19 protein-coding genes and 1 pseudogene are annotated in these 21,991 nt (G+C 71.6%); 8 read left to right on the top strand and 12 right to left on the bottom strand.

Annotation, left to right across the window (positions count from 1 at the left end; genetic code table 11):
• Positions 1 to 80: 80 nt before the first annotated feature.
• From ACEZDE_RS16245 to ssd, 3 genes are all read right to left on the bottom strand, one after another.
• Entirely contained in the window at positions 81 to 806 is a 726-nt protein-coding gene (locus ACEZDE_RS16245) for a type II secretion system F family protein (protein WP_380536979.1), read from the bottom strand.
• A gap of 563 nt (positions 807 to 1,369) precedes the next feature.
• Positions 1,370 to 2,698: a TadA family conjugal transfer-associated ATPase gene (locus tag ACEZDE_RS16240; RefSeq protein ID WP_380536978.1), complete on the bottom strand. Its 1,329-nt coding sequence runs from the start codon at positions 2,696 to 2,698 to the stop codon at positions 1,370 to 1,372.
• Positions 2,695 to 3,843, bottom strand: a complete 1,149-nt coding sequence (gene ssd / locus ACEZDE_RS16235) for a septum site-determining protein Ssd (RefSeq protein WP_380536975.1) — start codon at positions 3,841 to 3,843, stop codon at positions 2,695 to 2,697. Before ssd ends, ACEZDE_RS16240 begins: the two co-directional genes overlap by 4 nt.
• A gap of 562 nt (positions 3,844 to 4,405) precedes the next feature.
• On the opposite strand from ssd, the gene ACEZDE_RS16230 reads away from it, so the two are divergent.
• The gene (locus ACEZDE_RS16230) at positions 4,406 to 5,206 is read left to right on the top strand and encodes an HAD family hydrolase (protein ID WP_380536972.1); all 801 of its coding nucleotides are present in this window, start codon (positions 4,406 to 4,408) and stop codon (positions 5,204 to 5,206) included.
• Positions 5,207 to 5,540: 334 nt separating this feature from the next.
• Here the strand turns inward: ACEZDE_RS16230 and ACEZDE_RS16225 are convergent, their stop codons facing one another.
• The gene (locus tag ACEZDE_RS16225) at positions 5,541 to 6,449 is read right to left on the bottom strand and encodes an oxidoreductase (protein WP_380537139.1); all 909 of its coding nucleotides are present in this window, start codon (positions 6,447 to 6,449) and stop codon (positions 5,541 to 5,543) included.
• Positions 6,450 to 6,749: 300 nt separating this feature from the next.
• On the opposite strand from ACEZDE_RS16225, the gene ACEZDE_RS16220 reads away from it, so the two are divergent.
• The 7 genes from ACEZDE_RS16220 (at position 6,750) to ACEZDE_RS16190 (ending at position 13,942) form a co-directional block, all read left to right on the top strand.
• Entirely contained in the window at positions 6,750 to 7,742 is a 993-nt protein-coding gene (locus ACEZDE_RS16220; protein WP_380536970.1) for an ATP-binding protein, read from the top strand.
• Positions 7,743 to 7,855: 113 nt separating this feature from the next.
• Positions 7,856 to 8,536: a carbonic anhydrase gene (locus ACEZDE_RS16215; RefSeq protein ID WP_380536968.1), complete on the top strand. Its 681-nt coding sequence runs from the start codon at positions 7,856 to 7,858 to the stop codon at positions 8,534 to 8,536.
• A gap of 135 nt (positions 8,537 to 8,671) precedes the next feature.
• On the top strand, positions 8,672 to 10,630 hold the full coding sequence (gene acs / locus ACEZDE_RS16210) for an acetate--CoA ligase (protein ID WP_380536967.1): 1,959 nt from the start codon (positions 8,672 to 8,674) through the stop codon (positions 10,628 to 10,630).
• Positions 10,631 to 10,791: 161 nt separating this feature from the next.
• Positions 10,792 to 12,024 (top strand): Na+/H+ antiporter NhaA, encoded by a 1,233-nt coding sequence (nhaA, locus tag ACEZDE_RS16205; protein WP_380536966.1) that lies wholly within the window; start codon positions 10,792 to 10,794, stop codon positions 12,022 to 12,024.
• A gap of 97 nt (positions 12,025 to 12,121) precedes the next feature.
• Positions 12,122 to 12,592, top strand: a complete 471-nt coding sequence (locus tag ACEZDE_RS16200; RefSeq protein ID WP_380536964.1) for a phage holin family protein — start codon at positions 12,122 to 12,124, stop codon at positions 12,590 to 12,592.
• 67 nt (positions 12,593 to 12,659) lie between these two features.
• On the top strand, positions 12,660 to 13,613 hold the full coding sequence (locus ACEZDE_RS16195; protein WP_380536962.1) for an alpha/beta fold hydrolase: 954 nt from the start codon (positions 12,660 to 12,662) through the stop codon (positions 13,611 to 13,613).
• A gap of 197 nt (positions 13,614 to 13,810) precedes the next feature.
• Positions 13,811 to 13,942, top strand: a complete 132-nt coding sequence (locus ACEZDE_RS16190; protein WP_380536959.1) for a hypothetical protein — start codon at positions 13,811 to 13,813, stop codon at positions 13,940 to 13,942.
• A gap of 48 nt (positions 13,943 to 13,990) precedes the next feature.
• On the opposite strand, the gene ACEZDE_RS16185 is transcribed toward ACEZDE_RS16190, so the two are convergent.
• The 8 genes and pseudogenes from ACEZDE_RS16185 to ACEZDE_RS16150 all read right to left on the bottom strand — a co-directional run bounded on the left by ACEZDE_RS16185 (position 13,991) and on the right by ACEZDE_RS16150 (position 21,861).
• On the bottom strand, positions 13,991 to 14,689 hold the full coding sequence (locus ACEZDE_RS16185) for a metal-dependent hydrolase (protein WP_380536956.1): 699 nt from the start codon (positions 14,687 to 14,689) through the stop codon (positions 13,991 to 13,993).
• Between the two features lie 190 nt (positions 14,690 to 14,879).
• Positions 14,880 to 16,058: a MarP family serine protease gene (locus tag ACEZDE_RS16180; RefSeq protein ID WP_380536954.1), complete on the bottom strand. Its 1,179-nt coding sequence runs from the start codon at positions 16,056 to 16,058 to the stop codon at positions 14,880 to 14,882.
• A gap of 244 nt (positions 16,059 to 16,302) precedes the next feature.
• A pseudogene (locus ACEZDE_RS16175) lies at positions 16,303 to 16,971 on the bottom strand (NUDIX hydrolase); the annotation flags it as partial.
• Position 16,972: 1 nt separating this feature from the next.
• Positions 16,973 to 17,836 (bottom strand): endonuclease III, encoded by an 864-nt coding sequence (gene nth / locus ACEZDE_RS16170; RefSeq protein WP_380536953.1) that lies wholly within the window; start codon positions 17,834 to 17,836, stop codon positions 16,973 to 16,975.
• Positions 17,837 to 18,393: 557 nt separating this feature from the next.
• Positions 18,394 to 19,560, bottom strand: coding sequence for a caspase family protein (locus tag ACEZDE_RS16165; protein WP_380536950.1), 1,167 nt, complete (start codon positions 19,558 to 19,560; stop codon positions 18,394 to 18,396).
• 14 nt (positions 19,561 to 19,574) lie between these two features.
• Positions 19,575 to 19,928, bottom strand: a complete 354-nt coding sequence (locus tag ACEZDE_RS16160) for an effector-associated constant component EACC1 (RefSeq protein WP_380536949.1) — start codon at positions 19,926 to 19,928, stop codon at positions 19,575 to 19,577.
• Positions 19,929 to 20,218: 290 nt separating this feature from the next.
• Positions 20,219 to 21,139 carry a DUF6891 domain-containing protein gene (locus ACEZDE_RS16155; RefSeq protein ID WP_380536946.1) on the bottom strand — a complete coding sequence of 307 codons (921 nt, stop codon included), beginning with the start codon at positions 21,137 to 21,139 and terminating at the stop codon, positions 20,219 to 20,221.
• Between the two features lie 86 nt (positions 21,140 to 21,225).
• Positions 21,226 to 21,861, bottom strand: coding sequence for a hypothetical protein (locus ACEZDE_RS16150; RefSeq protein ID WP_380536944.1), 636 nt, complete (start codon positions 21,859 to 21,861; stop codon positions 21,226 to 21,228).
• Positions 21,862 to 21,991: the final 130 nt, after the last annotated feature.

The raw sequence follows: 21,991 nt of genomic DNA, 5'->3' as shown, positions 1-21,991 counted from the left end.
GTGTCCTACCCGCGTTGCCGGGCGCTCCCCAGCCGCTACACCGCCGCCGACTACGCCGCCACCCACTGCGCCGACGCCCGCTACACCGCCGCTTCCGCGCCGCGCGCGATCCTGTCTGTCCAAGCCAGCCCGGCCGACTCCAGTCCGGCTCCGAGAACCAGGCAGAGCAGCCCACTCGGCGTGTGCAGCAGCATCCGCAGCGGATCGGCCCCGAGGGCGGCCCCCAGCAGCAGCCCGAACACCGGCAGCAGGGCCAGCAGCCCGGCTGTCGACCTCGGCCCGGCCAGCTCCGCCCGGACGCTATCCCGCAGCGCGCGTTCGGCACGCAACCCCTCGGCGACGCGGTCGAGCCCCTCCGCAAGGCCCGCCCCGCTGGACGAGGCCACCTGCCAGCAGGCTGCGATCCCCGCAGCCCCCTCGGCCCCCGGCATGGCCGCCAGCGCCCTGAAGGCCTCCGGCACGCCCCCGCCGTAGCGCACAGCGGCCAACAGGACGGTGCAGTCCAGCACCGCCGCCGTACCCGTCCGGCCCGCCGTGCCCGCCGACACGCCCGCACCCGGCCCCGGACGGAGACCCGGGCCCGGCCCCAAGCCCAGCCCCGGGCCCGGCCACGACTCCGGGCCGCTGAACTCGCCCGCCGCCATCTCGACCGCCTGGTGCGGTGTCGCACCGGTCCGCAGCTCCCCCGCGAGCGCCGCGCACAGGGCCACCACCGCGGTCCGGCGCCGCTCCCGGAGCCCGGCCTCCGTCCGCCGCCGTCGCAGTCGTATCGCCGGGACCACCGCCGCCGCGGCCACGGCGGCCACCAGCGGCGAATGGGTGGGCCACGCGGCCAGCAGCCCCAGCGGAAGCAGCAGGAGCTCGGGCGGCGGCCTGGTCCCGCTCCAGGGCAGGATCCCGCGCCAAGGCCTGGCCCCGCTCCCGGGCCGGGCGCCGTCGAGCCAGGGCCTGGTTCCGGGCCGGGGCCTGGTTTCGAACCAGAGCCGGACCCCGCCCTCCGGCCCGCCGCCGAGCCACCAGGGACCGCCACGCGGCCTCGCCCGCCGCCCGCTCCCCGGCCGGGGCCGGGGCCGGTGCGCAGACCCCCGGTGACCTCCCGCCACACCCGACCCACCAGGCCCACCAAGCCCACCGGGCCCGCCCGACCCACTCGGCTTCCCCGACCGACCCGACCCACCACCCGGCCCGTCCGGGAACAGCCCCGCGCGCCGCCGTTGGGCGGCCTCCCGGCCGGAGAGCCACCAGGCCGTCCAGCCCAGCAGGCAGAGCAGCGCCCCGGACGCGGAGGCCCGGACCACCGGATCCCCCAACCCCACCGTCGTCGCCAACACGGTCCCGCCCCACACCTGAACCGCCCCGTCCACCACCATCACCGCTCCTCCTCGTCCCGCCGGTCTCCCACACCCCACTGCTCCCGCTGGTCCCGCTTTCCGTCCCCATCGCCCTCCCCGTCGTCCCAGCAGCCGCCACCGCCACCCGCACTCCCACCCGCGCCCCCACCCGCGCCCGCGCCCCCGCCCCCGCCCCCGCAGCGCCGCGCCAGCCTCGGCCACCCCTCGCCGCGCCGCATCCGGCCGTCCGGCTCGAACCGCACTGCGGACTCCGTGCCGACCAGTCCGTCGGGCCGACGGACCAGCACCAGGACCTCGGCCACCCGCCGCCGCCCGTCCGGCTCCCGGACCAGATGCACCACCGCGTCCAGCGCCGCGCCGACCTGGCTGTGCAGCGCCGCCCGGTCGAGCCCGGCCCCCGCCGCCAGCGCCTCCAACCGGGCAGGCACATCGGCCCCGGCGTTCGCGTGGACGGTTCCGCAGCCACCCTCATGACCCGTGTTCAGCGCGGCCAGCAGGTCCAGGACTTCGGCGCCGCGCACCTCACCGACCACCAGCCGGTCCGGACGCATCCGCAGCGCCTGGCGGACCAGGTCCCGCAGGTCCACGCTTCCGGCGCCCTCCTGGTTCGGCGGCCGGGCCTCAAGCCGCACCACGTGGGGGTGGTCGGGGCGCAGCTCCGCCGAGTCCTCGACCAGGACCAGCCGCTCGGTCGGCCCGGCCAGTCCCAGCAGCGCGGCGAGCAGGGTCGTCTTCCCGGTCCCGGTCCCGCCGCTGACGAGGTAGGACATCCGCGCCGCGATCATCGCTCCGAGCAGGTCCGCGCCCTGCTCGGTGACCGCACCGGCCCGCACCAGCTCCAGCAAGGTGAAGGCGCGGGAGCGGCTGGTCCGCAGCGAGATGTGGGTGCAGCCGACCGCGATCGGCGGGAGCACCGCGTGCAGCCTGGTCCCGCTCGGCAGCCGGGCGTCGGTCCAGGGACGGGCGTCGTCGAGCCGCCGCCCGGCGGCGGTCGCCAGCCGCTGGGCCAGCCGCCGTACCGCCTGGCGGTCGGCGAAGCGGACGCCGGTCACCCGCTCCAGTCCGGCGCCCCGGTCCACCCAGATCTCCTCGGGCCCGTTCACCAGGACGTCGGTGACCGCGGGTTCCGCCAGCAGCGCGTCCAGCGGTCCCGCGCCGACCATGTCCGAGCGCAACTGCCGGACCAGATCCAGTACTTCGGCGTCGCCGTAGGGACGGCCCTGCGCCCGCAGCGCCTCGGCCACCCGGCTGACGCTGGGCTCCGCGCCGGACTCCGCCAGCCGCAGCCGCACCGAGTCCAGCAGCGCCGCCCGGCGCACCCCGCCGGGCCCGCCGACCGCGCTCACGCGGCCCACCCCGGCGCGGTCCAACCCGTAGTTCCTGAGCCCGGCCCGGCCCAACCCGCAGCACTCGAACCCGCCGCGGCTGAACCCGTCGCGGCCAGGGCCTCGTTGAGGAAGGCCGAGCAGAACCGGGCCAGCGGGCCGCGCCCGCCGAGACCGGGCGGGCGGCCCCGTTCCAGGTCGTCGGCCAGGCCCGGCTCCGCGGCCAACTCCCCAGCCAGGGGCATCCGCAGGCCCCTGGCGATCTCCTCGCCGTCCATCCCGCTGGGCGCGGGCCCGCGGACCACCGCGCGGAGGTCGCCCAGCCGCATCCGGACCGCGGCGGCCACCCGCCCCGAGGCCGTCATCGCCCGCAGCTCGGCCGGGATCACCAGCAGTCCGAGGTCGGTCTGCTCCAGCGCCTCGCCGGTCGCCGAGTCGATCCTGCGGGGCAGGTCGAGGACGACCACCCCGCCGCGTCTGCGCGCGGCGCCCAGCACCGTCCGCATCGCCTCGGCCGGGATGGCCAGGGCATCGCCGCGGTCCCAGCTGAGCGCGGTCAGGTCGTGCAGCCGGGGCAGCGCGTTCTCCAGCTCTACCGCGTTCACCCGGCCGCGCGAGCCGGCCAGGTCGGGCCAGCGCAGGCCCGCCGTTCCCTCGGCGCCGAGCAGCAGGTCGAGCCCGCCGCCCAGCGGGTCGCCGTCGACCAGCATGGCCCGGTGGCCCTCCCTGGCCGCGGTGACGGCGAGCGCGCAGGCGAGCGTGGACGCCCCGGCGCCGCCCCGGCCGCCCAGCACGGCGACGGTCAGCGCCTGCACCGCCACCCCCTCGGCGGCGTCGGCGATCCGGTCCAGCAGCCAGGACTCGGCGTCCGGCAGGAAGACCACATGGCGCGCCCCGAGCAGCACGGCCCGCCGCCACACCTCGACGTCGTCCAGGTCGGTGCCGACCAGCAGTACCCCGGCCCGGTGGCTCAGCCCGGTCATCCGCTCGGCGACGTCGTCGCCCACCACGACCAGCGGCGCGGCCTCCCAGGACTGTCGGGACGGCGGCGCCCCGCAGACCAGTTGCGGGGTGGCGCCGGCGGCGGCGCAGATCCTCAGCAGGTTCTCGATCAGCCGCTCGTCCTCGCTGATCAGCAGTGGTTCGGTGGACGACGTCCCGGGCATGGCTGCCTCCCCGTGGTGCTCCGGCCGCCGACGTACGGGGCGGGGCGCCGCTTCGGCGCCGGGCACCACGGTGCCGCTGTTCAGGGGCGGGCCCGCGCGGATGACCGCGGGCTGTGGAGAACTCGGGGGCTGTGGATAAATCGCTCACCCGAAGGGGTGCTTTTACGGCATCGGATTGACACGGCGCCGCATCGGGAAGGCAGGATGATCAGGCCGCACCGCATACGATCGGGAATTCCCACCGACCGGGTGCGGACATGCGACGACCCCCGCCGGGGGGGAGAGCGGGGGTCGTCCTCCACAGCCTGACTCGGGGGGGAGGAGCCAGACCGGGGCAGCACGGTCGCGAACGATCCGTGACTTCCATGGTGTACCCGAGGCCCCTCTCAAGCAAACCCGCGCGGCCGGGCCTTGGGCCGAATGGTGGGCGGATTTCGAACCGGCCTCCGGATACCCTTCTGACATCCTCCTGGGCCGGTGTCTGCGAGGATCGGCACCTGCAGTGGCGCTGAGGGCCCCCTTGGATCTCGTGACTGCCGGAGTCCCAGCCAGAGAGGGAGTTTTGGTGCGTCAGGCAGCGTTCTTCGACCTCGACAAGACCGTCATCGCCAAGTCAAGCGCGCTCGCGTTCAGCCGCCCGCTCTACCGCGGCGGCCTGATCAACCGGCGGGCCGTGCTGAAGAGTGCCTACGCGCAGTTCATGTTCCTGGCCGGCGGCGCGGACCACGACCAGATGGAGAAGATGCGGGAGTACCTCTCCTCGCTCTGTCGCGGCTGGAACGTGCAACTCGTCCGGGAGATCGTCGCGGAGACCCTGCACGACCTGATCGACCCGCTGATCTACGACGAGGCCGCCTCGCTGATCGAGGAACACCACGCGGCCGGTCGCGACGTGGTGATCGTCAGCAGCTCCGGCTCCGAACTCGTGGAGCCGATCGGGGAGATGCTCGGCGCCGACCACGTGATCGCGACCAGGATGGCCGAGGCCGACGGCCACTACACCGGTGAGATCGACTTCTACGCCTACGCCGGCAACAAGGCCAGCGCGATCCGCGAGCTGGCCGCGGTCGAGGACTACGACCTGGAGCAGAGCTTCGCCTACAGCGACTCGATCACCGACCTGCCGCTGCTGGAGGCGGTGGGCCACCCCTACGCGGTCAACCCGGACCGGGCGCTGCGGAAGGAGGCGGTGGCCCGTGAGTGGCCGGTGCTGGTCTTCAACCGCCCGGTGCAGTTGAAGCAGCGCAGTTCGGCGCTGACCGTGAGCAGCCGCCCGGTGCTCGCCGCGGCGGCGGTGGGCGCGGCGGCGACCGCGGCGGGCATCGTCTGGTACGCCGCGAAGCGCCGCAACGCAACCGCCTGAGCGCCAAGGTAAAGAAATACGCCCCTGAGTTCCGTTTCCCACCGAACCGCGCTACAAAGGTAGGGACGGCCCGCGAGACCCGGATGGATCAGCAGCCAGGAACCATCGAAGTTTCAGGCCCCACGGACCGCGCACGACAAACGAGCACCCACGTGCAGCCGACCCGCGATAGGGCCGCCGCTTTCGGCCGATGGAAATCGATTCCAGCCGGATGCGCAAAGAAATGGCGCACGCTCTGGTCACTCGCACGTTGTGCCAGCGGCGGCATCGGAAGTCGATGCCGCCGCATCTCTGTGATCAGACCTGTGCCGATCAGACCCATGCCGGATTCATGTCAGACCATTCCGCGCTGCATCGCCTCGCACACCGCCGTGCTCTCCCGGACGCCGAGCCGCAGCGCCGCCCCGCAGTGCAGGATCCAGGCGGCCATCCCCCCCGCCGTCCCGGAGGCGTAGCCGCCGAGGGCGTTGCGGTAGGCGTCGGTGCCGAGTTCGGCCAGGCCGACCTCGAACGGGCAGATCGCCTGCGGGTCCATGCCCTCGGCGATCAGCACGATCCGCTGCGCCGCTCGGGCGACCAGACCGCTGTGGGCGGCGAAGGGCTGCAGGGTCATCAGTTCGCCGTGCACCACCGCGGCCACCACCAGGGCCGGGGCGCCGCGGTCGCCCGGCCGTTTCCGCCCGCTCGCGCCGCGGTCGACCAGCAGCCGGGCCAGCGCGTCCAGCCGGGCGGCCACCTCGTCCGCGGCCGGCGGTGCCGGCAGCTCGAACCGGGGCGCGGGGGCCGGGGCCAGTTCGGAGCCGGGCACCTCCTCGGCGACCGGCAGCGGGGTGCCGAAGCGGGGCGCGACCGGCTCGCCGTCCCGGCGCGGTCGGCCCGCGGCTGCCGTGCCGCCGCCCGCGGCGTCGTCGCCCGAGGCCAGCAGGTGCAGCCGGGCCAGGACCTGCAGCGGGGAGTGCCGCCAGGTGCCGAGCAATTGCCCGGCCTCCGCGTTGACCCGCAGCGCGCCGCCGACGGTACGGGCCTCCGGGTCGGTGCCGAAGTCGCTGCGGCGGCGGACCTCCTCCAGCGGCCAGTCGGCGCCGTCCAGCGCAGCGGAGGCGCGGGCCCCGCGCAGTGCCGACTCCGAGGTGACCTCGGCAGCCCTGCGGCGCATGACCCGGTGCCCGTACAGCCGGTCGACGGCGCGGCGGGCCCCGGCGACCGCGTCGGCCACGCCCGGCAGCCCGGCCAGGGCCGCCAGCGGGTCGCCGGAGGGGTCGGCCGGGCGGTCGCCGGAGGAGTCGGGCGAGGGGTGCGGCCGCGGGGCGGCGGGTGGTGTGCTCACGGCTCCGAGCCTACGGAACGCTAGGGCGCGCGCATGCTCGGGGGCGCTCTCACCCGGCTCTCACTCAAAAGGGTCAACAGTCTCGCAAAGCCGATCACACGGCGGTGACGGATCGCTACGATGACCACTAACGGTGACGATAACGATTGCCAATAAACCTTCGGCACACCTTCGACGCGGCCCAACCCTCGAACCCCTGAACCACCCGGAGTCCCCATGAAGATCGCCTTCGTCGGCAAGGGCGGCAGCGGCAAGACCACGCTGTCCTCGCTGTTCGTGCGCCACCTCGCCACCGCCGGGGCACCGGTGATCGCCGTGGACGCCGACATCAACCAGCACCTGGGCGCGGCCATCGGGCTGACCGAGGAGCAGGCCGCCGGGGTGCCGTCGATGGGGGCGCAGCTGCCGCAGATCAAGGAGTACCTGCGCGGCGGCAACCCGCGGATCGCCGACGCCGCCTCGATGATCAAGACCACCCCGCCCGGCAGCGGCTCCCGGCTGCTGCGGATCACCGAGGACAACCCGGTGTACGCGCTGTGCGCGCGCGAGTTCACGGTGGACGGGGCCCGGCTGCGGCTGATGGCGACCGGGGCCTTCGACGAGGCCGATCTCGGCGTGGCCTGCTACCACTCCAAGGTCGGCGCGGTCGAGCTGTGCCTGAACCACCTCGCCGACGGGGCCGGCGAGTACCTGGTGGTGGACATGACGGCGGGCTCGGACTCCTTCGCCTCCGGCCTGTTCACCCGCTTCGACATGACCTTCCTGGTCGCCGAGCCGACCCGGAAGGGCGTCTCGGTCTACCGCCAGTACAAGGAGTACGCGGCCGACTTCGACGTCAACCTGCGGGTGGTCGGCAACAAGGTGCAGCACGAGGACGACGTGGCGTACCTGCGCGAACAGGTCGGCGACGACCTGCTCGCCGTGGTCGGCCAGTCCGACTGGGTGCGGCGGACGGAGCAGGGCCGGGCGCCGGGGCTGGGCGAGCTGGAGTCGGCCAACCGCGCCGCGCTGCGCGTGCTGCGCGAGGCCGCGGACGCCACCTACCCGCTGCGCGACTGGGGGCGGTACACCCGGCAGATGGTGCGGTTCCACCTGCGCAACGCCGAGAGCTGGGGCAACGCCAAGACCGGGACGGACCTGGCCGCGCAGGTCGATCCGGACTTCGTCCTGGGCGAGTTCGCGCAGCAGCGGGAGGCGGTCACCGCCTGACCCCCGCCTGACGCTCCGTCCGGCACCCGGCCGGGTGAACTTCGGTAGCCGCTCCTCTGCTTTAGGTAAAGAGTTCATTACTGTTCATTTACCTAGTCTTGGGAGAGGCAAGCATGCAGCAGAGCACCGACGACCACTTCCTCGGCGGCGTCCGGGAGTTCCAGCAGCACACCGCCCCGGGCCTGCGGCCCGAGCTGGCCCGGCTGGCCCAGGAGGGGCAGTCGCCGTCCCAGCTGTTCATCACCTGCGCGGACTCCCGGCTGCTGCCGAACGTGATCACCGGCACCGGCCCCGGCGAGCTGTTCACCGTCCGCAACATCGGCAATCTGGTCGCCCTGCCCGACGCCCCGGGGCGGGACGACTCGGTGGCCGCCGCGGTCGAGTACGCCGTGGAGATCCTCGGGGTCCGGACGATCACCGTGTGCGGGCACTCCGGCTGCGGGGCGATGCAGTCGCTGCTGCGCGGCGCGCATCGGCGCGCGGGCCGGGCCGGGACGCCGCTGACCCGCTGGCTGCGGCACGGCCAGGACTCGCTGCAGCGGGTCCGGCACTCCCCGGTGCGGCTGCGCGGCGCCGCGCCGTCCGCGGACCCGCTGGAGCGGCTCTGCCTGACCAATGTGGCACAGCAGGTCGACAATCTGACCGCCCATCCGTCGGTGCGCCGCGGGGTCGAGGCCGGGACGCTGCGGCTGGCCGGGCTCTACTTCGACTTCGCCACCGCGCAGGCGTACCTTCTCGCAGGTGACGGGCGGACCTTCAGTCCGGTTCGGCCCCGCCTGGAGTCGGCTGCTTGACCATGAAAGGTCTACACCAATTTACGGATCGCTCTTGTCAGCGCGCCCTCATCCTGGTGAGCTAGTCACGACATATCCGGGTCGCGGGACAGCAGTGGGACCCGCCCGCGCCCAGAACTCGATGAGGAGTGCGCGTTGAGCGGCAATGAGAGCCTGGAAAACCTGCTGAAGGAAGAGCGCCGATTCACCCCGCCGGCCGAGCTGGCCGCCGCCGCGAACGTGACCGCCGCCGCCTACGACCTGGCGCAGCAGGACCGGCTCGCGTTCTGGGCGACCCAGGCCCGTCGGCTGAGCTGGGCCAAGGAGCCCACCGAGACCCTCGACTGGTCCAACCCGCCGTTCGCCAAGTGGTTCGCCGACGGCGAGCTGAACGTGGCCTACAACTGCGTGGACCGGCACGTCGAGGCCGGCAACGGCGACCGGGTCGCGATCCACTTCGAGGGCGAGCCGGGCGACAGCCGGGCGATCACCTACGCCGAGCTCAAGGACGAGGTCTCCAAGGCCGCCCACGCGCTCACCGAGCTGGGCGTGGCCAAGGGCGACCGGGTCGCCATCTACCTGCCGATGATCCCCGAGGCCGCGGTGGCGATGCTCGCCTGCGCCCGGATCGGCGCCGCGCACTCGGTGGTCTTCGGCGGCTTCTCGGCCGAGGCCGTGGCCTCCCGGGTCCAGGACGCCGACGCCAAGCTGATCATCACCGCGGACGGCGGCTACCGCCGCGGCAAGCCCACCGCGCTCAAGCCCGCCATCGACGAGGCCGTACTCAGCTGCCCGACCGTCCAGCACGTGCTGGTGGTCCGCCGGACCGGCCAGGACACCGCCTGGACCGAGGGCCGCGACGTCTGGTGGGACGAGATCACGGCCCGTCAGTCCACCGAGCACACCCCGCAGCCGCACAACGCCGAGCACCCGCTGTTCATCCTTTACACCAGCGGCACCACCGGGAAGCCCAAGGGCATCCTGCACACCACCGGCGGCTACCTGACCCAGGCCGCCTACACCCACCACGCGGTCTTCGACCTCAAGCCGGAGACCGACGTCTACTGGTGCACCGCCGACATCGGCTGGGTCACCGGGCACTCCTACATCGTCTACGGGCCGCTCGCCAACGGCGCCACCCAGGTCATGTACGAGGGCACCCCGGACACCCCGCACCAGGGCCGGTTCTGGGAGATCATCCAGAAGTACGGCGTCACCATCCTCTACACCGCGCCCACCGCGATCCGGACCTTCATGAAGTGGGGCGACGACATCCCGGCCCGGTTCGACCTGTCCTCGCTGCGGATCCTGGGCAGCGTCGGCGAGCCGATCAACCCCGAGGCCTGGATCTGGTACCGCGAGCACATCGGCGCCGGGAAGACCCCGATCGTGGACACCTGGTGGCAGACCGAGACCGGCGCCATCATGATCAGCCCGCTGCCCGGCGTCACCGCCACCAAGCCCGGCTCGGCGCAGACCCCGCTGCCCGGCATCTCCGCCACCGTGGTCGACGACGAGGCCCGCGAGGTCCCCGACGGCGGCGGCGGCTACCTGGTGCTGACCGAGCCGTGGCCGTCCATGCTGCGCACCATCTGGGGCGACGACCAGCGCTACATCGACACCTACTGGTCCCGCTTCGAGGGCCGGTACTTCGCCGGGGACGGCGCCAAGAAGGACGACGACGGCGACCTCTGGCTGCTCGGCCGGGTGGACGACGTGATGCTGGTGTCCGGCCACAACATCTCCACCACCGAGGTCGAGTCCGCCCTGGTGTCGCACCCCAAGGTCGCCGAGGCGGCCGTGGTCGGCGCCGCCGACGCGACCACGGGCCAGGCCATCGCCGCCTTCGTGATCCTCCGCGGCAACGCCGACGACGGCGACGACCTGGTCGGCGAGCTGCGCAACCACGTGGCCAAGGTGCTCGGCCCGATCGCCAAGCCCAAGCTGGTCCAGGTGGTCGGCGAGCTGCCGAAGACCCGCTCCGGCAAGATCATGCGCCGACTGCTCCGGGACATCGCCGAGGGCCGCGCGGTGGGCGACACCACCACGCTGGCCGACTCCACGGTGATGGACCTGATCCAGAGCCAGCGCTCGGCCGCCGACGCGGAGGACTGAGCCGGAGCGTCCTGCCGGGCCGTCAGCGGCAGTGCTACCAGGGCGGTTCCCGCATCCCGCGGGGGCCGCCCTTCGGCGTATCCACGATCGCCGCCGTCAGCGGGCCCGCATACCATCGGACAAAGGCGACATTCGAGCCCCATTGTCCGGAGGACCTCCGCGTGAGCGACCGTCCCACGCCCCGCCGCCAGTTCCTGGGCAGGCTGCCGCTCCCCGAGCGCGCGTTCCTCGCCGACGCGCTCCGGGCCGAGACGGTCGGCGGCGTCCTGCTGCTCTGCGCGGCCGTGCTGGCACTCGTCTGGGCGAACGCCTGGCCGGGCTCCTACCAGAACGTCCTGGACTGGTCCTTCGGCCCGAACACCCCGCTGCACCTGCACCTCTCGCTGGACACCTGGGCCAAGGACGGGCTGCTCGCGGTGTTCTTCTTCGTCGCCGGGGTCGAGCTCAAGCGCGAACTCGTGGCCGGCGAGCTGCGCGACCCCAAGGCGGCGGCGCTGCCGGTGGTCGCCGCGGTCTGCGGGGTGGCGCTGCCCGCGATCGTCTACGCCCTGGTCAACCTCGGGCCCAACGGCGAGCTGCACGGCTGGGCGATCCCCACCGCGACCGACATCGCCTTCGCCCTCGGCGTCCTCGCCGTGGTCGGCTCGCGGCTGCCGTCCTCGTTGCGGGCCTTCCTGCTCACCCTGGCCGTGGTCGACGACCTGATCGCGATCCTGATCATCGCGATCTTCTACAGCCACGGCATCAAGCTCTGGGCGCTCGGCCTGGCCGTGCTCGGCCTGGTCCTGTTCTACGCACTGCACCGGATGCGGGTGCACGGCTGGTACCTCTACCTGCCGCTGGCGTTCGTGATCTGGGCGCTGATGCACGAGAGCGGCATCCACGCCACGGTGGCCGGAGTGGCCATGGGCCTGATGCTGCGCTGCACCAAGGACCCCGGCGAGGAGCACTCCCCCGCCGAGCACATCGAGCACCTGGTCCGCCCGTTCTCGGCCGGCTTCTGCGTGCCGGTGTTCGCCCTGTTCGCGGCCGGGGTGGCGATCGGCCCGCAGGCGATCGGACAGGTGTTCACCCAGGCCTCGCCGCTCGGCGTGGTGGTCGGCCTGCTGGTCGGCAAGACCGTCGGGATCTTCGGCGGGACCTGGCTGGCCGCCCGCTTCACCAAGGCGGAGCTCAACCCCGAGCTGGAGTGGGGCGACGTCTTCGCGCTCGCGGTGTTGGCCGGGATCGGCTTCACCGTGTCGCTGCTGATCGCCGAGCTGGCCTTCCCGGACGACCACCAGCTGGCCGAACGCGACAAGGCCGCGGTCCTGATCGGCTCGCTGCTGTGCGCCCTGGTGGCCGCGGTGCTGCTGCGGCTGCGCAACCGCCGGTACCAGCGGATGGAGGCGTGATCTGAGACAGTGGCAGCAGCAGAACCGCCCGCGGAGGGGCGATATGACGGCACGGCACGAAGCCGCGCCAGAACGAGGACGACCGGAGGAGACGCCGATGTCACCAGCTGACAGGTTCGAGGCCAGTGCCCAGCACGACGGAGCAGACCGCACGGTGGGTCAGCTGTTCGCCGCCGCCACCGCCGACCTGTCCGCGCTGGTGCACGACGAGATCGCGCTCGCCAAGTCCGAGATCAAGAAGGACCTGGTCCGCGGCGGCGCCGGCGCGGGCGCCGGGGTGGCCGCCGCGCTGATCCTGCTCTTCTCGGTGCCCATGTTCAGCTTCGCCGCCGCGTACGGGCTGCACGCGCTCGGCCTCAGTCTGGGCTGGTGCTTCCTGATCGTGGCCGGGGCGTTCGTCCTGCTCGCCGCCGTCGCCGGGCTGCTGGCCTGGCGCTTCTTCAAGAAGCTGGCCCCGCCGGAGCGGACCATCGCCAGCACCAAGGCCACCGTGGACGTGCTGAAGGGCGCCAAGCCGCACCCGGCCGCACCGCTCACCGCCGACGGGCACAAGATCCTGCTGCCCTGACCTGACCCTGACGCAGTCAGACGCACCTGTGAAACCGACCATGCTCCGGATATGACACCCTCAGAGCATGTCGTCTGACGCCCCCCTCGACGGTTCCAACAGCTCCGCCGACACCTTCGACCCGCGGATCGAAGGCCCCTGGACCCACCGCGACGTGTCCGCCAACGGCGGGCGCTTCCACATCGCCGAACTCGGCGAGGGGCCGCTGGTCCTGCTGGTGCACGGCTGGCCGCAGTTCTGGTGGACCTGGCGGCACCAGCTCACCGCCCTCGCCGACGCCGGCTTCCGCGCCGTCGCCGTGGACCTGCGCGGCGTCGGCGGCAGCGACCGCACCCCGCGCGGCTACGACCCGTCCAACATGGCGCTGGACCTGACCGGGGTGATCCGCTCGCTCGGGGCGTCCGACGCCGCGCTGGTGGGCCACGACCTCGGCGGCTTCCTGGCCTGGACGGCGGCGGTGATGCGCCCGGCGCTGGTCCGCCGCCTCGCCGTGGTGTCCAGCGCACACCCGCGCCGCTACCGGCGCGCGCTGATGAGCGACCGCCGGCAGATCACCGCGGCCGAGCACCTGCTGGGCTTCCAGCGCCCGTGGGTCCCCGAGCGGCAGTTGGTCGCGTCGGACGCGCTGGTGGTCGGCCAGTACCTGACCGACTGGACCGCGCCGGGCCGCCGCCCGGACGAGAAGACCCTGCTGACGTACCGTCACGCGATGCAGCTGTCCAACACCCGGCACTGCTCGATCGAGCCCTACCGCTGGCTGCTGCGCTCCATGGGCCGCCCCGACGGCCTGCAGTACTCGCGCCGGATGCGGCGGCCGGTGCGGGTGCCCACGCTGCACCTGCACGGCGCGGCGGACCCGGTGCTGCTGGCGCGTACCGCGGCCGGCTCCGGAGAGTACGTGGAGGCGCCGTACCGCTGGCGGCTGCTGGACGGGATCGGGCACTTCCCGCAGGAGGAGGATCCGGAGGGGTTCTCCAGGGAGCTGGTCAACTGGCTGCGCGATCCGGAACCGGACCGCTGAACGGCTGACCGTACGTCAGAACGCTGGTTCGAAAGCGGAATCCGACCAGCTGAAAATATGCCAACCGTAGGCCGATTGGCCGTCCCGCACGGGATTACCCTCCGTCCCGTGCGGGCAGTCCTCTAGCTATGAGCTGGATGCACGACCGCGCTTTCGCGCCACGTTCCCGCCGCCGCTCGCTTCAGCAGACCGCGGCCATGAGCATGTTCAGCGGCCCCGCCGGAGCCGCCCCCGAAGGCCCAGCCGCCCACGACACCGACCACGTCGGAATACCGCACATCATCACCCGCCGCGCACGCTGGGTCACCTCGCGGCTCCGTCAGCGCTGACCGCGGCGGGGCCGGGGGCCGCGCAGAGGCTGTTCTCAGCGGGTGTGCTCAGAGGGTGTGCGGCGAGATCGCGGTGAACCAGAGCAGGGCGACGGTCGCCAGTCCCATCAGCGGGACCAGTATCTCCGTCTCCAGCTTGTTCCCGCTGCTCTTGATCACCACGATCTCGTAGCGGGTCTTCAGCGGCCAGAGCCAGGGCGCGCCCATCTTGGTGATCGAGTCGCCGAGCAGGTGCGCCAGGCAGCCGAGGCCCACCGCGTACGGCAGCCAACCCGGGGCCGAGGGAATGAACTTGGCGATGACCCCGGTGCCGAGCAGCGCCATCGCCACGATCGTGCCCCAGGCCGAGAAGCCGTGTCCGGGCGGGCAGAGGTTGAGCGCCCGGACCGCCATCGCCAGCAGGAAGAACGTCATGCCCAGGGTGAACCAGCGGCCGACGTAGCTGACCCCGGCCCAGGTGCCCACGGTCATGAAGGCGATGAAGAATATCGAGTGGGTGGCGTGCCGGTGCCCGCCGGAGACCCAGGCCACGAACCGGCAGAGCAGCTTGGACACCGGGCCGAGGAAGTTGGCGATGGTCCCGTCGTGGTGGTCCAGGTCGGGCAGCAGCGCGGCGCCCGCGCACAGCACCGTGCCCATCAGGATCTCCTGCGGGCTGAGGTGATGGTGCATCACCAGTTGGGGCAGGTAGGGCGCGGTGGCGGCGAAGAGCAGCGCTCCACTGACCGCGTGCGAGTGACCCATCATGGCGTGGCGTGATCCCCTCGTTGCGACGGCACCCTGAAGATCCGTCCGACTGAAGCAGCCCAGACGGTATCAGCAGCCGCTGACAGCGGATCAGTCAGCCCTCACCGCAGGCGCACTGGACCAACCCGCGGGCACCGGCGCTGGTCAGAGCGCCTGCGGTGAGGACTGGTCAGAGCGCGCCGGACGCCGGTCAGAGCGCGCAGGACTCGCTGTCGACCTTCTGGGTCGCGGTCGCGCCCTGCTGGGCGTCGGTGCGGATCTCGTCCACGGTGAGCGCGTAGCCGGTCTGCGCGTCGTCCAGCGACTTGGCGAACACCACCCCGTACACCTGTCCGGTCGGGGTCAGCAGCGGACCGCCGGAGTTGCCCTGGCGGACCGTCGAGCGCAGCGAGTAGATGTCCCGGCTGACCGTGCCGCGGTGGTAGATGTCGGGGCCGCTGGCCTGGAGCCGGCCGCGGATGCGGGCGCCCTGCACATTGAACGGGCCGTTCTCGGGGAAGCCGGCCACGATGGCGTCGGCGCTGGTCTTCGCCTGGCCCGCGAACACCAGCGGGGTCGCCTTGAGGCTGGGCACGTCCAGGACCGCGATGTCGCGCTTCCAGTCGTAGAGGACGACCTTCGCCGCGTAGATCCGGTTGCCCAGGGTCACCGTCGGCGCGGACACCCCGCCGACGACGTGGGCGTTGGTCATCACCCGCTGCGGCGCGTAGACGAAGCCGGTGCCCTCGATCACCTTGCCGCAGCTGGGCGCGGTGCCCATCACCTTGACGATGCTGGCGTGCGCGCGCTGCACGGCCGGGCTGTTCGCCAACGCCGGGTCGGGCGGCGGGACGTCGGTGATCGGCTCGTCCTGGAACGGGTTGAACACCTGCGGGAAGCCGTTGCGCGCCATCACCGAGGTGAAGTCGGAGAACCACTCGGGGGCGTTCGCGGGCAATGCCTTCTGCACCCCGCCGAGCACCTTGGAGGTGCGGACCTCGTGCGCGACGGTCGGCAGTGACGTTCCGGCGAGCGCCGAGCCGATCAGCCAGGCCACCAGCAGCATCGCCACCACGTTGACCACCGAGCCGCCGGCCGCGTCCCAGATCCTGGCCCGGCTGCGGTCGATCGGGCCGCGCAGCTTCCAGCCCCAGTGGGTGGTGAAGGCCTGGCCGACCGAGGCGAAGACGATCACCACGACCACCGCGACGACCGAGGAGACCGTCCCGGCGGAGAGGTGCTCCAGTAGGAACGGGAGCAGCTGGACCGCTATCAGGCCGCCGCCGAGAAAGCCGACCAGGGAGAGCACACCGACGACGAAGCCCTGCCGGTAGCCGGAGACGGCGAATCCGACGGCGGCGGCGATGAGCAGGATGTCGAGGACGTTCACAGTGGCTTCCTGGGCGGGGCGGGCAGCAACGGTCAACCTTCCCACGACGGAGCATCCTGCGGACGGCCGCCTGGTAAGAACCCTCCTGAACCACTCACGTCCGGGCAGTGCCGGACGGTTCCCCGGCCGGGCCGCCGCGCTCCCCCGTCGTGCCGCCGCGCTCCCCGGCCGCGCCTTCGCGTGCTCCCGCCCGTGCTCGGGCCCGCTCGCGCTCGGCGGCGGCCAGGACCACCGCGTCCTCGGACAGCTCGATCTCGCGGCTGGTGTCCCAGGGCCGCTCCAGGCCCGCGTGGTGCAGGATCCGGTCGATCACCCCGGCGGTGAAACCCCAGACCAGGCGGCCCTCCACCAGGAAGGCGGGGCCGCGGAAGCCGCTCGGGTGCTTCAGCCTGGCCCGCCGCTCCGGGTCGGCCAGGTCGGCGATCGGCACCCGGAACACCGCGGCGACCTCGGCCGGGTCCACCGGCGCGACCGGCGTCGGCTCGTGCCACCAGCCCAGCACCGGGGTGACCACGAAGTTGCTGACCGGGATGTAGAGGTCCGGCAGCACGCCGAAGACCTGCACCCCGGCCGGGTCGAGACCGGTCTCCTCCCAGGCCTCGCGCAGCGCGGCGTTCACCGGCCCCGGGCCGAGCGGGTCGCCGTCCTCCGGGTCGAGGGCGCCGCCGGGGAAGGACGGCTGCCCCGCGTGCGAGCGGAGCGAGCGGGCCCGCTCGATCAGGAGCAGATCGGGGACTCCGTCCCCGATCCGGGTGGTCGGGCTCTCACCGAAGAGGACCAGCACGGCGGAGCGGCGGCCGCCCTCGGCGGGCGGCAGGAACCGGCTGAGCTGCCGCGGCTCCAGCCGCTCGGCCGCGTCCCGCACCGGCAGCAGCCAGCCGGGCAGCCCGTCCCTGACGATCTGGCCCGCCACCTCAGCCTTCCCGCGCCGTCGCCGCGGCGGGCGGGGCGGGCTGGCCGGGGTAGTCCGGCGGGGGGCTCAGCCGCTGGCCCGGCTGACCGCCCTTCTCGTACTTCAGCAGCTTCTCGGCCTTCACCGGGTCGACCTCGCCCTCGCCATAGGAGGGGCACAGCTCAGCGATCGGGCAGGCGCCGCAGGCGGGCTTGCGGGCGTGGCAGATCCGCCGCCCGTGGAACACCACCCGGTGCGACAGCATGGTCCACTCGCTTTTCGGGATCAGCTCGGCGACCTCCTGCTCGACCTTCACCGGGTCGTCCGAGGTGGTCCAGCCGAACCGCCGGGACAGCCGCCCGAAGTGCGTGTCCACGGTGATCCCGGGCACGCCGAAGGGTTCTCCCGTTTTAGGATCACGTGCGTTGCCGAGGACGACGTTGGCCGTCTTGCGGCCGACGCCGGGGAGGGTGACCAGTTGCTCCAGAGTCTTGGGGACCTCGCCGCCGAAGTTGTCCCGCAGGCCGACGGACAGTCCGAGCAGGGACTTCGCCTTCGCGCGGAAGAAGCCGGTCGGCCGGATGATCTGTTCCAGCTCCTCGGGGTTCGCAGCAGCCAGGTCCTCGGGTGTGGGGTACTTCGCGAACAGCGCCGGGGTCGTCTGGTTCACCCGCAGGTCCGTCGTCTGCGCGGACAGGACGGTCGCCACCAGCAGCTCAAACGGGTTCCGGAAGTCCAGCTCCGGATGCGCGTACGGATACACCTCCGCCAACGCCCGGTTGATCTTCCGCGCCTGCCGCACCAACCCGGTGTGCGTCTCCGGCACCTTCGCCTTCTTGAACCCCGGCCGCACCACCACAGCCTCACCCACGCCACTCTTCGCCATACCGATCAGCCTACGGCTCACCACCGACACCGGATCGCAGATCCGCCAGGCGTACTCCCTAACCTCCGGATCTTCCAGCGTCCAGTGCTGCTCCTGACTGCACAGCCCCGGTAAAGAGGGCCGCAATCGGAGGTGATAAATCTCCGGCGGGGTTCGCTCAACGGGATCCCCCGGGGCGGCCAAGGGTCCACATACCCCGCCGAGCCGTACCGCTGGGAAAGCGATTCAACTGACTCTCTTGCAGGCCCGCCAGGGCTGGGGATCGCAGAGCACAGGACATATCATTTTTGGCCATGTCCATGCAATCCGCTGATAGAGCGGGCCCATCATGGAACCCTTGCTGCAGGATTCCATCGCCCGCCCTGAACTCGGGCGGGCATCGCGTACGGGGGTACGGCATGCCGGACGACAGGTACTTCGTTGGCGGACACTGGCGGCGTAAGCCTGGTCAGCCCACGGTCTCCTCCAAGACCAAGCCGATGTTCTGGGTGGCTGTGGCTGCCGTGGTACTCCTGCTCTCTTGGCTAGGTGCCTTCAACACTCACAGTTCCTCAAGTTCACCTCCCGGCACGTCCGCCACGACCGGAGCTACTGCGGCCATCCCAACGACGAAGCCATGATGTGAACGACGGCTGCCCCTTGGTTCCGGGCTGCCTCTGGGGAGGCGGTCGGGTGTCTTCACCATTGGGGACCACTGTCGCTGGCGGCTGCAACCTCGACCAGGATGCTCGCCAGACCTCCTGCTGGTCGGCGGGCATGCCGCAGGCTTCCAGGAACCTGGCGACACGTTCCCACCGCCTCGGCGGGTCAGATCGGTTCAGAAGCACGCTCACCGTGCCGGCAGTGACGGGCGGGGTCATCCTGCGACCGATCTCAGCCCGTGTCATGCCGGTGAGCGCCCGTACCTCCGCCAAACCGCGGGCGAAATCGCGGCCATCTGTCAGCTGTGCCGCATCCGGCCACGGTACGGGCGCACCGTCCGAGCGGGAGCCTGGCGGCATCGCCGCCAGCCGGTACGCGGCATTCGCCCCGATGAACAACTGCCCTGCGGTGTTCCGGTTCCGCCTCTGAGGCTCGGGGCGGTCCTTCGCTCGCATCGCGCGCCGCAGTTGCTGGTAGACCGCCTCAAGGTCAAGCCAACGAGGTCCGCCCGCGATGCCGTGGCGGAGGATGTCCAGCAGTTCGCCGGTCATAGCGGTGAAGGTCTCGCCGGGGAGAGCGAGCGCTGTGACGTTCTCGGCGGCGGCGGTCAGCACGAAGGTGCCTTCGACCTCTGCTTCCTCCAGCACTGCGGGCGTGCCAGGAGCACTCATCGCGCCGAGGGCTCGGCCGCTGTAGCAGCAGTCGAGGATGATCAGACGACGTTGGGCGCAGCCGTCGAGGAAGTGTCGCCTCAGCAGTTCGTACTGGATGCCCGTATCGGTTCGACCATTCCGGACCCCAGGTAAGCCCAGGTAGAGGCGACCATCAGGACCGATGAGCCCATGGCCGGCGAAGTAGACGAGTAGAGCGTCCTCAGCCTGGTCAGCGGCCAGGTGTACAGCATCCAGAACATCGGTCTGCGTCGCTGGCTCTCTGATGACCGTGCAATGCTGGTTCGCCAGCGACCACCCGCTCGGGCTCGTCAGTACTGCCGAGAGGGCCTCCAGGTTGTTAGCCACTCCGGGCAATCCGGGCAGATTCTCATACCCGCTCACACCGATCAGAACGGCTCGCGAGCGCATCGATTCCGGCCTACTCACCCCTGCTGACCCGGCTCTGCCAAGGCGGCGATGGCTGCTTGCAGTTCGTTCGCGGAGTTTCCAGTCAAGGTGATCTCCACATCACCGCGGCGGACCTTCACCTGCGGCTCGCTCGGCCGCGTCTGACGCCAACCCACAACGGACATCACGAAAGCCGCAGCACTCCATCCGTTCCCAGTGATCACCTGGATGGCTTCCAGCGCACCGCCCATCTGCCCAGGTGACGGCTCTGCCTCAGCCAAAGAGATGCGCGCTGATCGACGCACGGACGGCGTCTCCCGCAACCAATCCGCAAGAGCACGGAGCTCTCGCTCCCGGCCAACAGTCTCCAGGTCGACCAACAGGTCCATCTACGCCCCCAACGCCCCGGCCTCCGACAGTGGTGTACCCCGCTGCATTGTTCTCCATCACCACGCCAGGACTCACCCCGAGGCGCCAACATGGCTGAAAGGGAGGGGCTTCAGACCAGCACGCCCCCCCACATAGCCGAGCTCCGAGCGAGCGTCATGCCTCGGAGAACCGAAAGGTTCTCCCGTACCTTGGGCGAAGAGGCGCTGCAGAAGCAACCCTCAGTGCTCCTCACGGCGAGCGTGACCTCAGGCTGAGCGAGGTGCTTCGAGGGTGGCCCTGACGGAGTCGATCAGCAGGGGAGTCGGCGTCTCCAGTCCAGCGGGGTCACGGTGATGGCCCGTTCCGGATCCCCGTCCCACTGGACTGGCAGCCCGGCTGCCTCGATGGCGGCCGCGACCTCTCGGCCGATCAGGGTCGTGGTTCCGGTGGATCCGTCGAATCCGCCGTAGAGCAACGTCAGGCCGGAGCCGGACACGGCCCCGTCCGTGCACTGCTCGTGGAAGTAGACGTAGCCGCGTGCGCCAGCCGCAGCCCCAGCACCGATCTCCGTCTGGCCGCAATTGAGGCAGCAGGTGAAGTTCTCCCGGGCGGTAATCCCTGCGGCCTCCAGGGCCGCGAAGGCGCGGGTGAGCCGCTCCGGATCTGTTTCGCTATCCCACCTGGCCTGCTCCTCGACCCGCTCCTGCCACAGGCGGTTAACCAATTGCTCTGCCTGTGCCGGCGCGACCGGGCGGCAATTCCCTGAGACGAGGTACTCCTCGGCCAGTTCTGCCAGGTCGGCCCGAGTTGCGTACCCACCGTGGAGGACCTCGCGGACACGGGATTCGAGTTGCTCACGCTCCTCGTCATCCAACTCCACTGGGGCTGCCAGGGCTGGAGCCCTCCCCAGGTCCAACAGTTCCCAGGCGATGCCCGCATCCCAGTCGTCGTTCAGCCGGGCCCAAGCGGTCATCGCCGTGATTACAGGCTCAGGGCCGTCCAGTCGCGTCTGGTAGTGCCGCTCCGGCGCGCCGTCCCTGTACTCCAGGGTGTAACCGTCTCCGGGCTGGTGCAGGACCTGGATGTAGACGTCAGGAAGGTCGGGTATGCGCTCGACGATCAGAAAGGCGTCACCCGGGTCTCCGATGCGACGGATCAGTTCCGCCAGGTCGGTGGCGGTCGGCCGCGGCAAGCGCCGACCGTTCTCCGTCTGCACTGTGATAGCAAGCATGGGCTCATGCTGACACGAGCCTCCGACACCCCCGCCGACGAGCTGTCAGGGCATCGGTCGAACAGATCGGCTGCCTGACCCGAAGGTCAGCCTGTGACGGCGAGCAGATCCGATACAGCACGACGAATCGCCTCGTCCTCCGTGAAGGCGCGCCAACTGCCGAAGTAGTGGAGCCGCTGATCCAGACGTGGAACGTCTTGCAGCACCGCACCGGCGGGGCGGGCTGCCGGACCCATCCGGGCCAGGTACCACAGCGCGCTGATCATGACCGGGTAGTAGATCCCATGCGCCAGGCCCTCGACTGCTGAGGTCAGGGCAGGGAGCGCTGACTCTACGTCACCCGTCGCCGCCCAGAGCGCGTGCGCCGCCTCCACGCTCACCCAGGGGTCCTCCGTCCAGCTGGCCATGGTCCGTAGCCGATCCGCGTAACCGGCGGCGTACCGACACAGGTCGGCGAGCCTGCGAAGGTCCGGGTACGGGAAGCGGCCCTCGGTGGCCGCAGGGCCGAGTACGGCGAGGGCAGCAGCAAGGTCGCCTCCCGCCCGCGCGTACGCCCAGGCCGCCAGCGGCCCATCTGGGATGTCGGTCCTGGCGCGCGCAAGTAGCAGGGCTTCGCCGCTGCTTCCGGCCGGACCTATGCCTCCCAGTGCGGTCGCGGCCGTTTTCCAGGTCCCCTCTTCCTCCAACAGGGCCAGCAGTTCGGGGACGGCTGCATTCGCCACGGGCCCCTGTGAACGACGGCGGTTTTCCCCAGGGGTGGTGTCGGCGTAATTCTCCAACCCCTGGGGCCGCCGCAGTCAGGCTGCGGACTGCTGGCTGATCTTCTCGGTGGGGGTCCTCGGTCGCTTGTTC

This window comes from Streptacidiphilus cavernicola (assembly GCF_042510955.1).
GTDB lineage: Bacteria > Actinomycetota > Actinomycetes > Streptomycetales > Streptomycetaceae > Streptacidiphilus > Streptacidiphilus cavernicola.
Note: the sequence above shows the minus strand (reverse complement) of the source record. Positions and strands in the feature narration are given on the sequence as shown.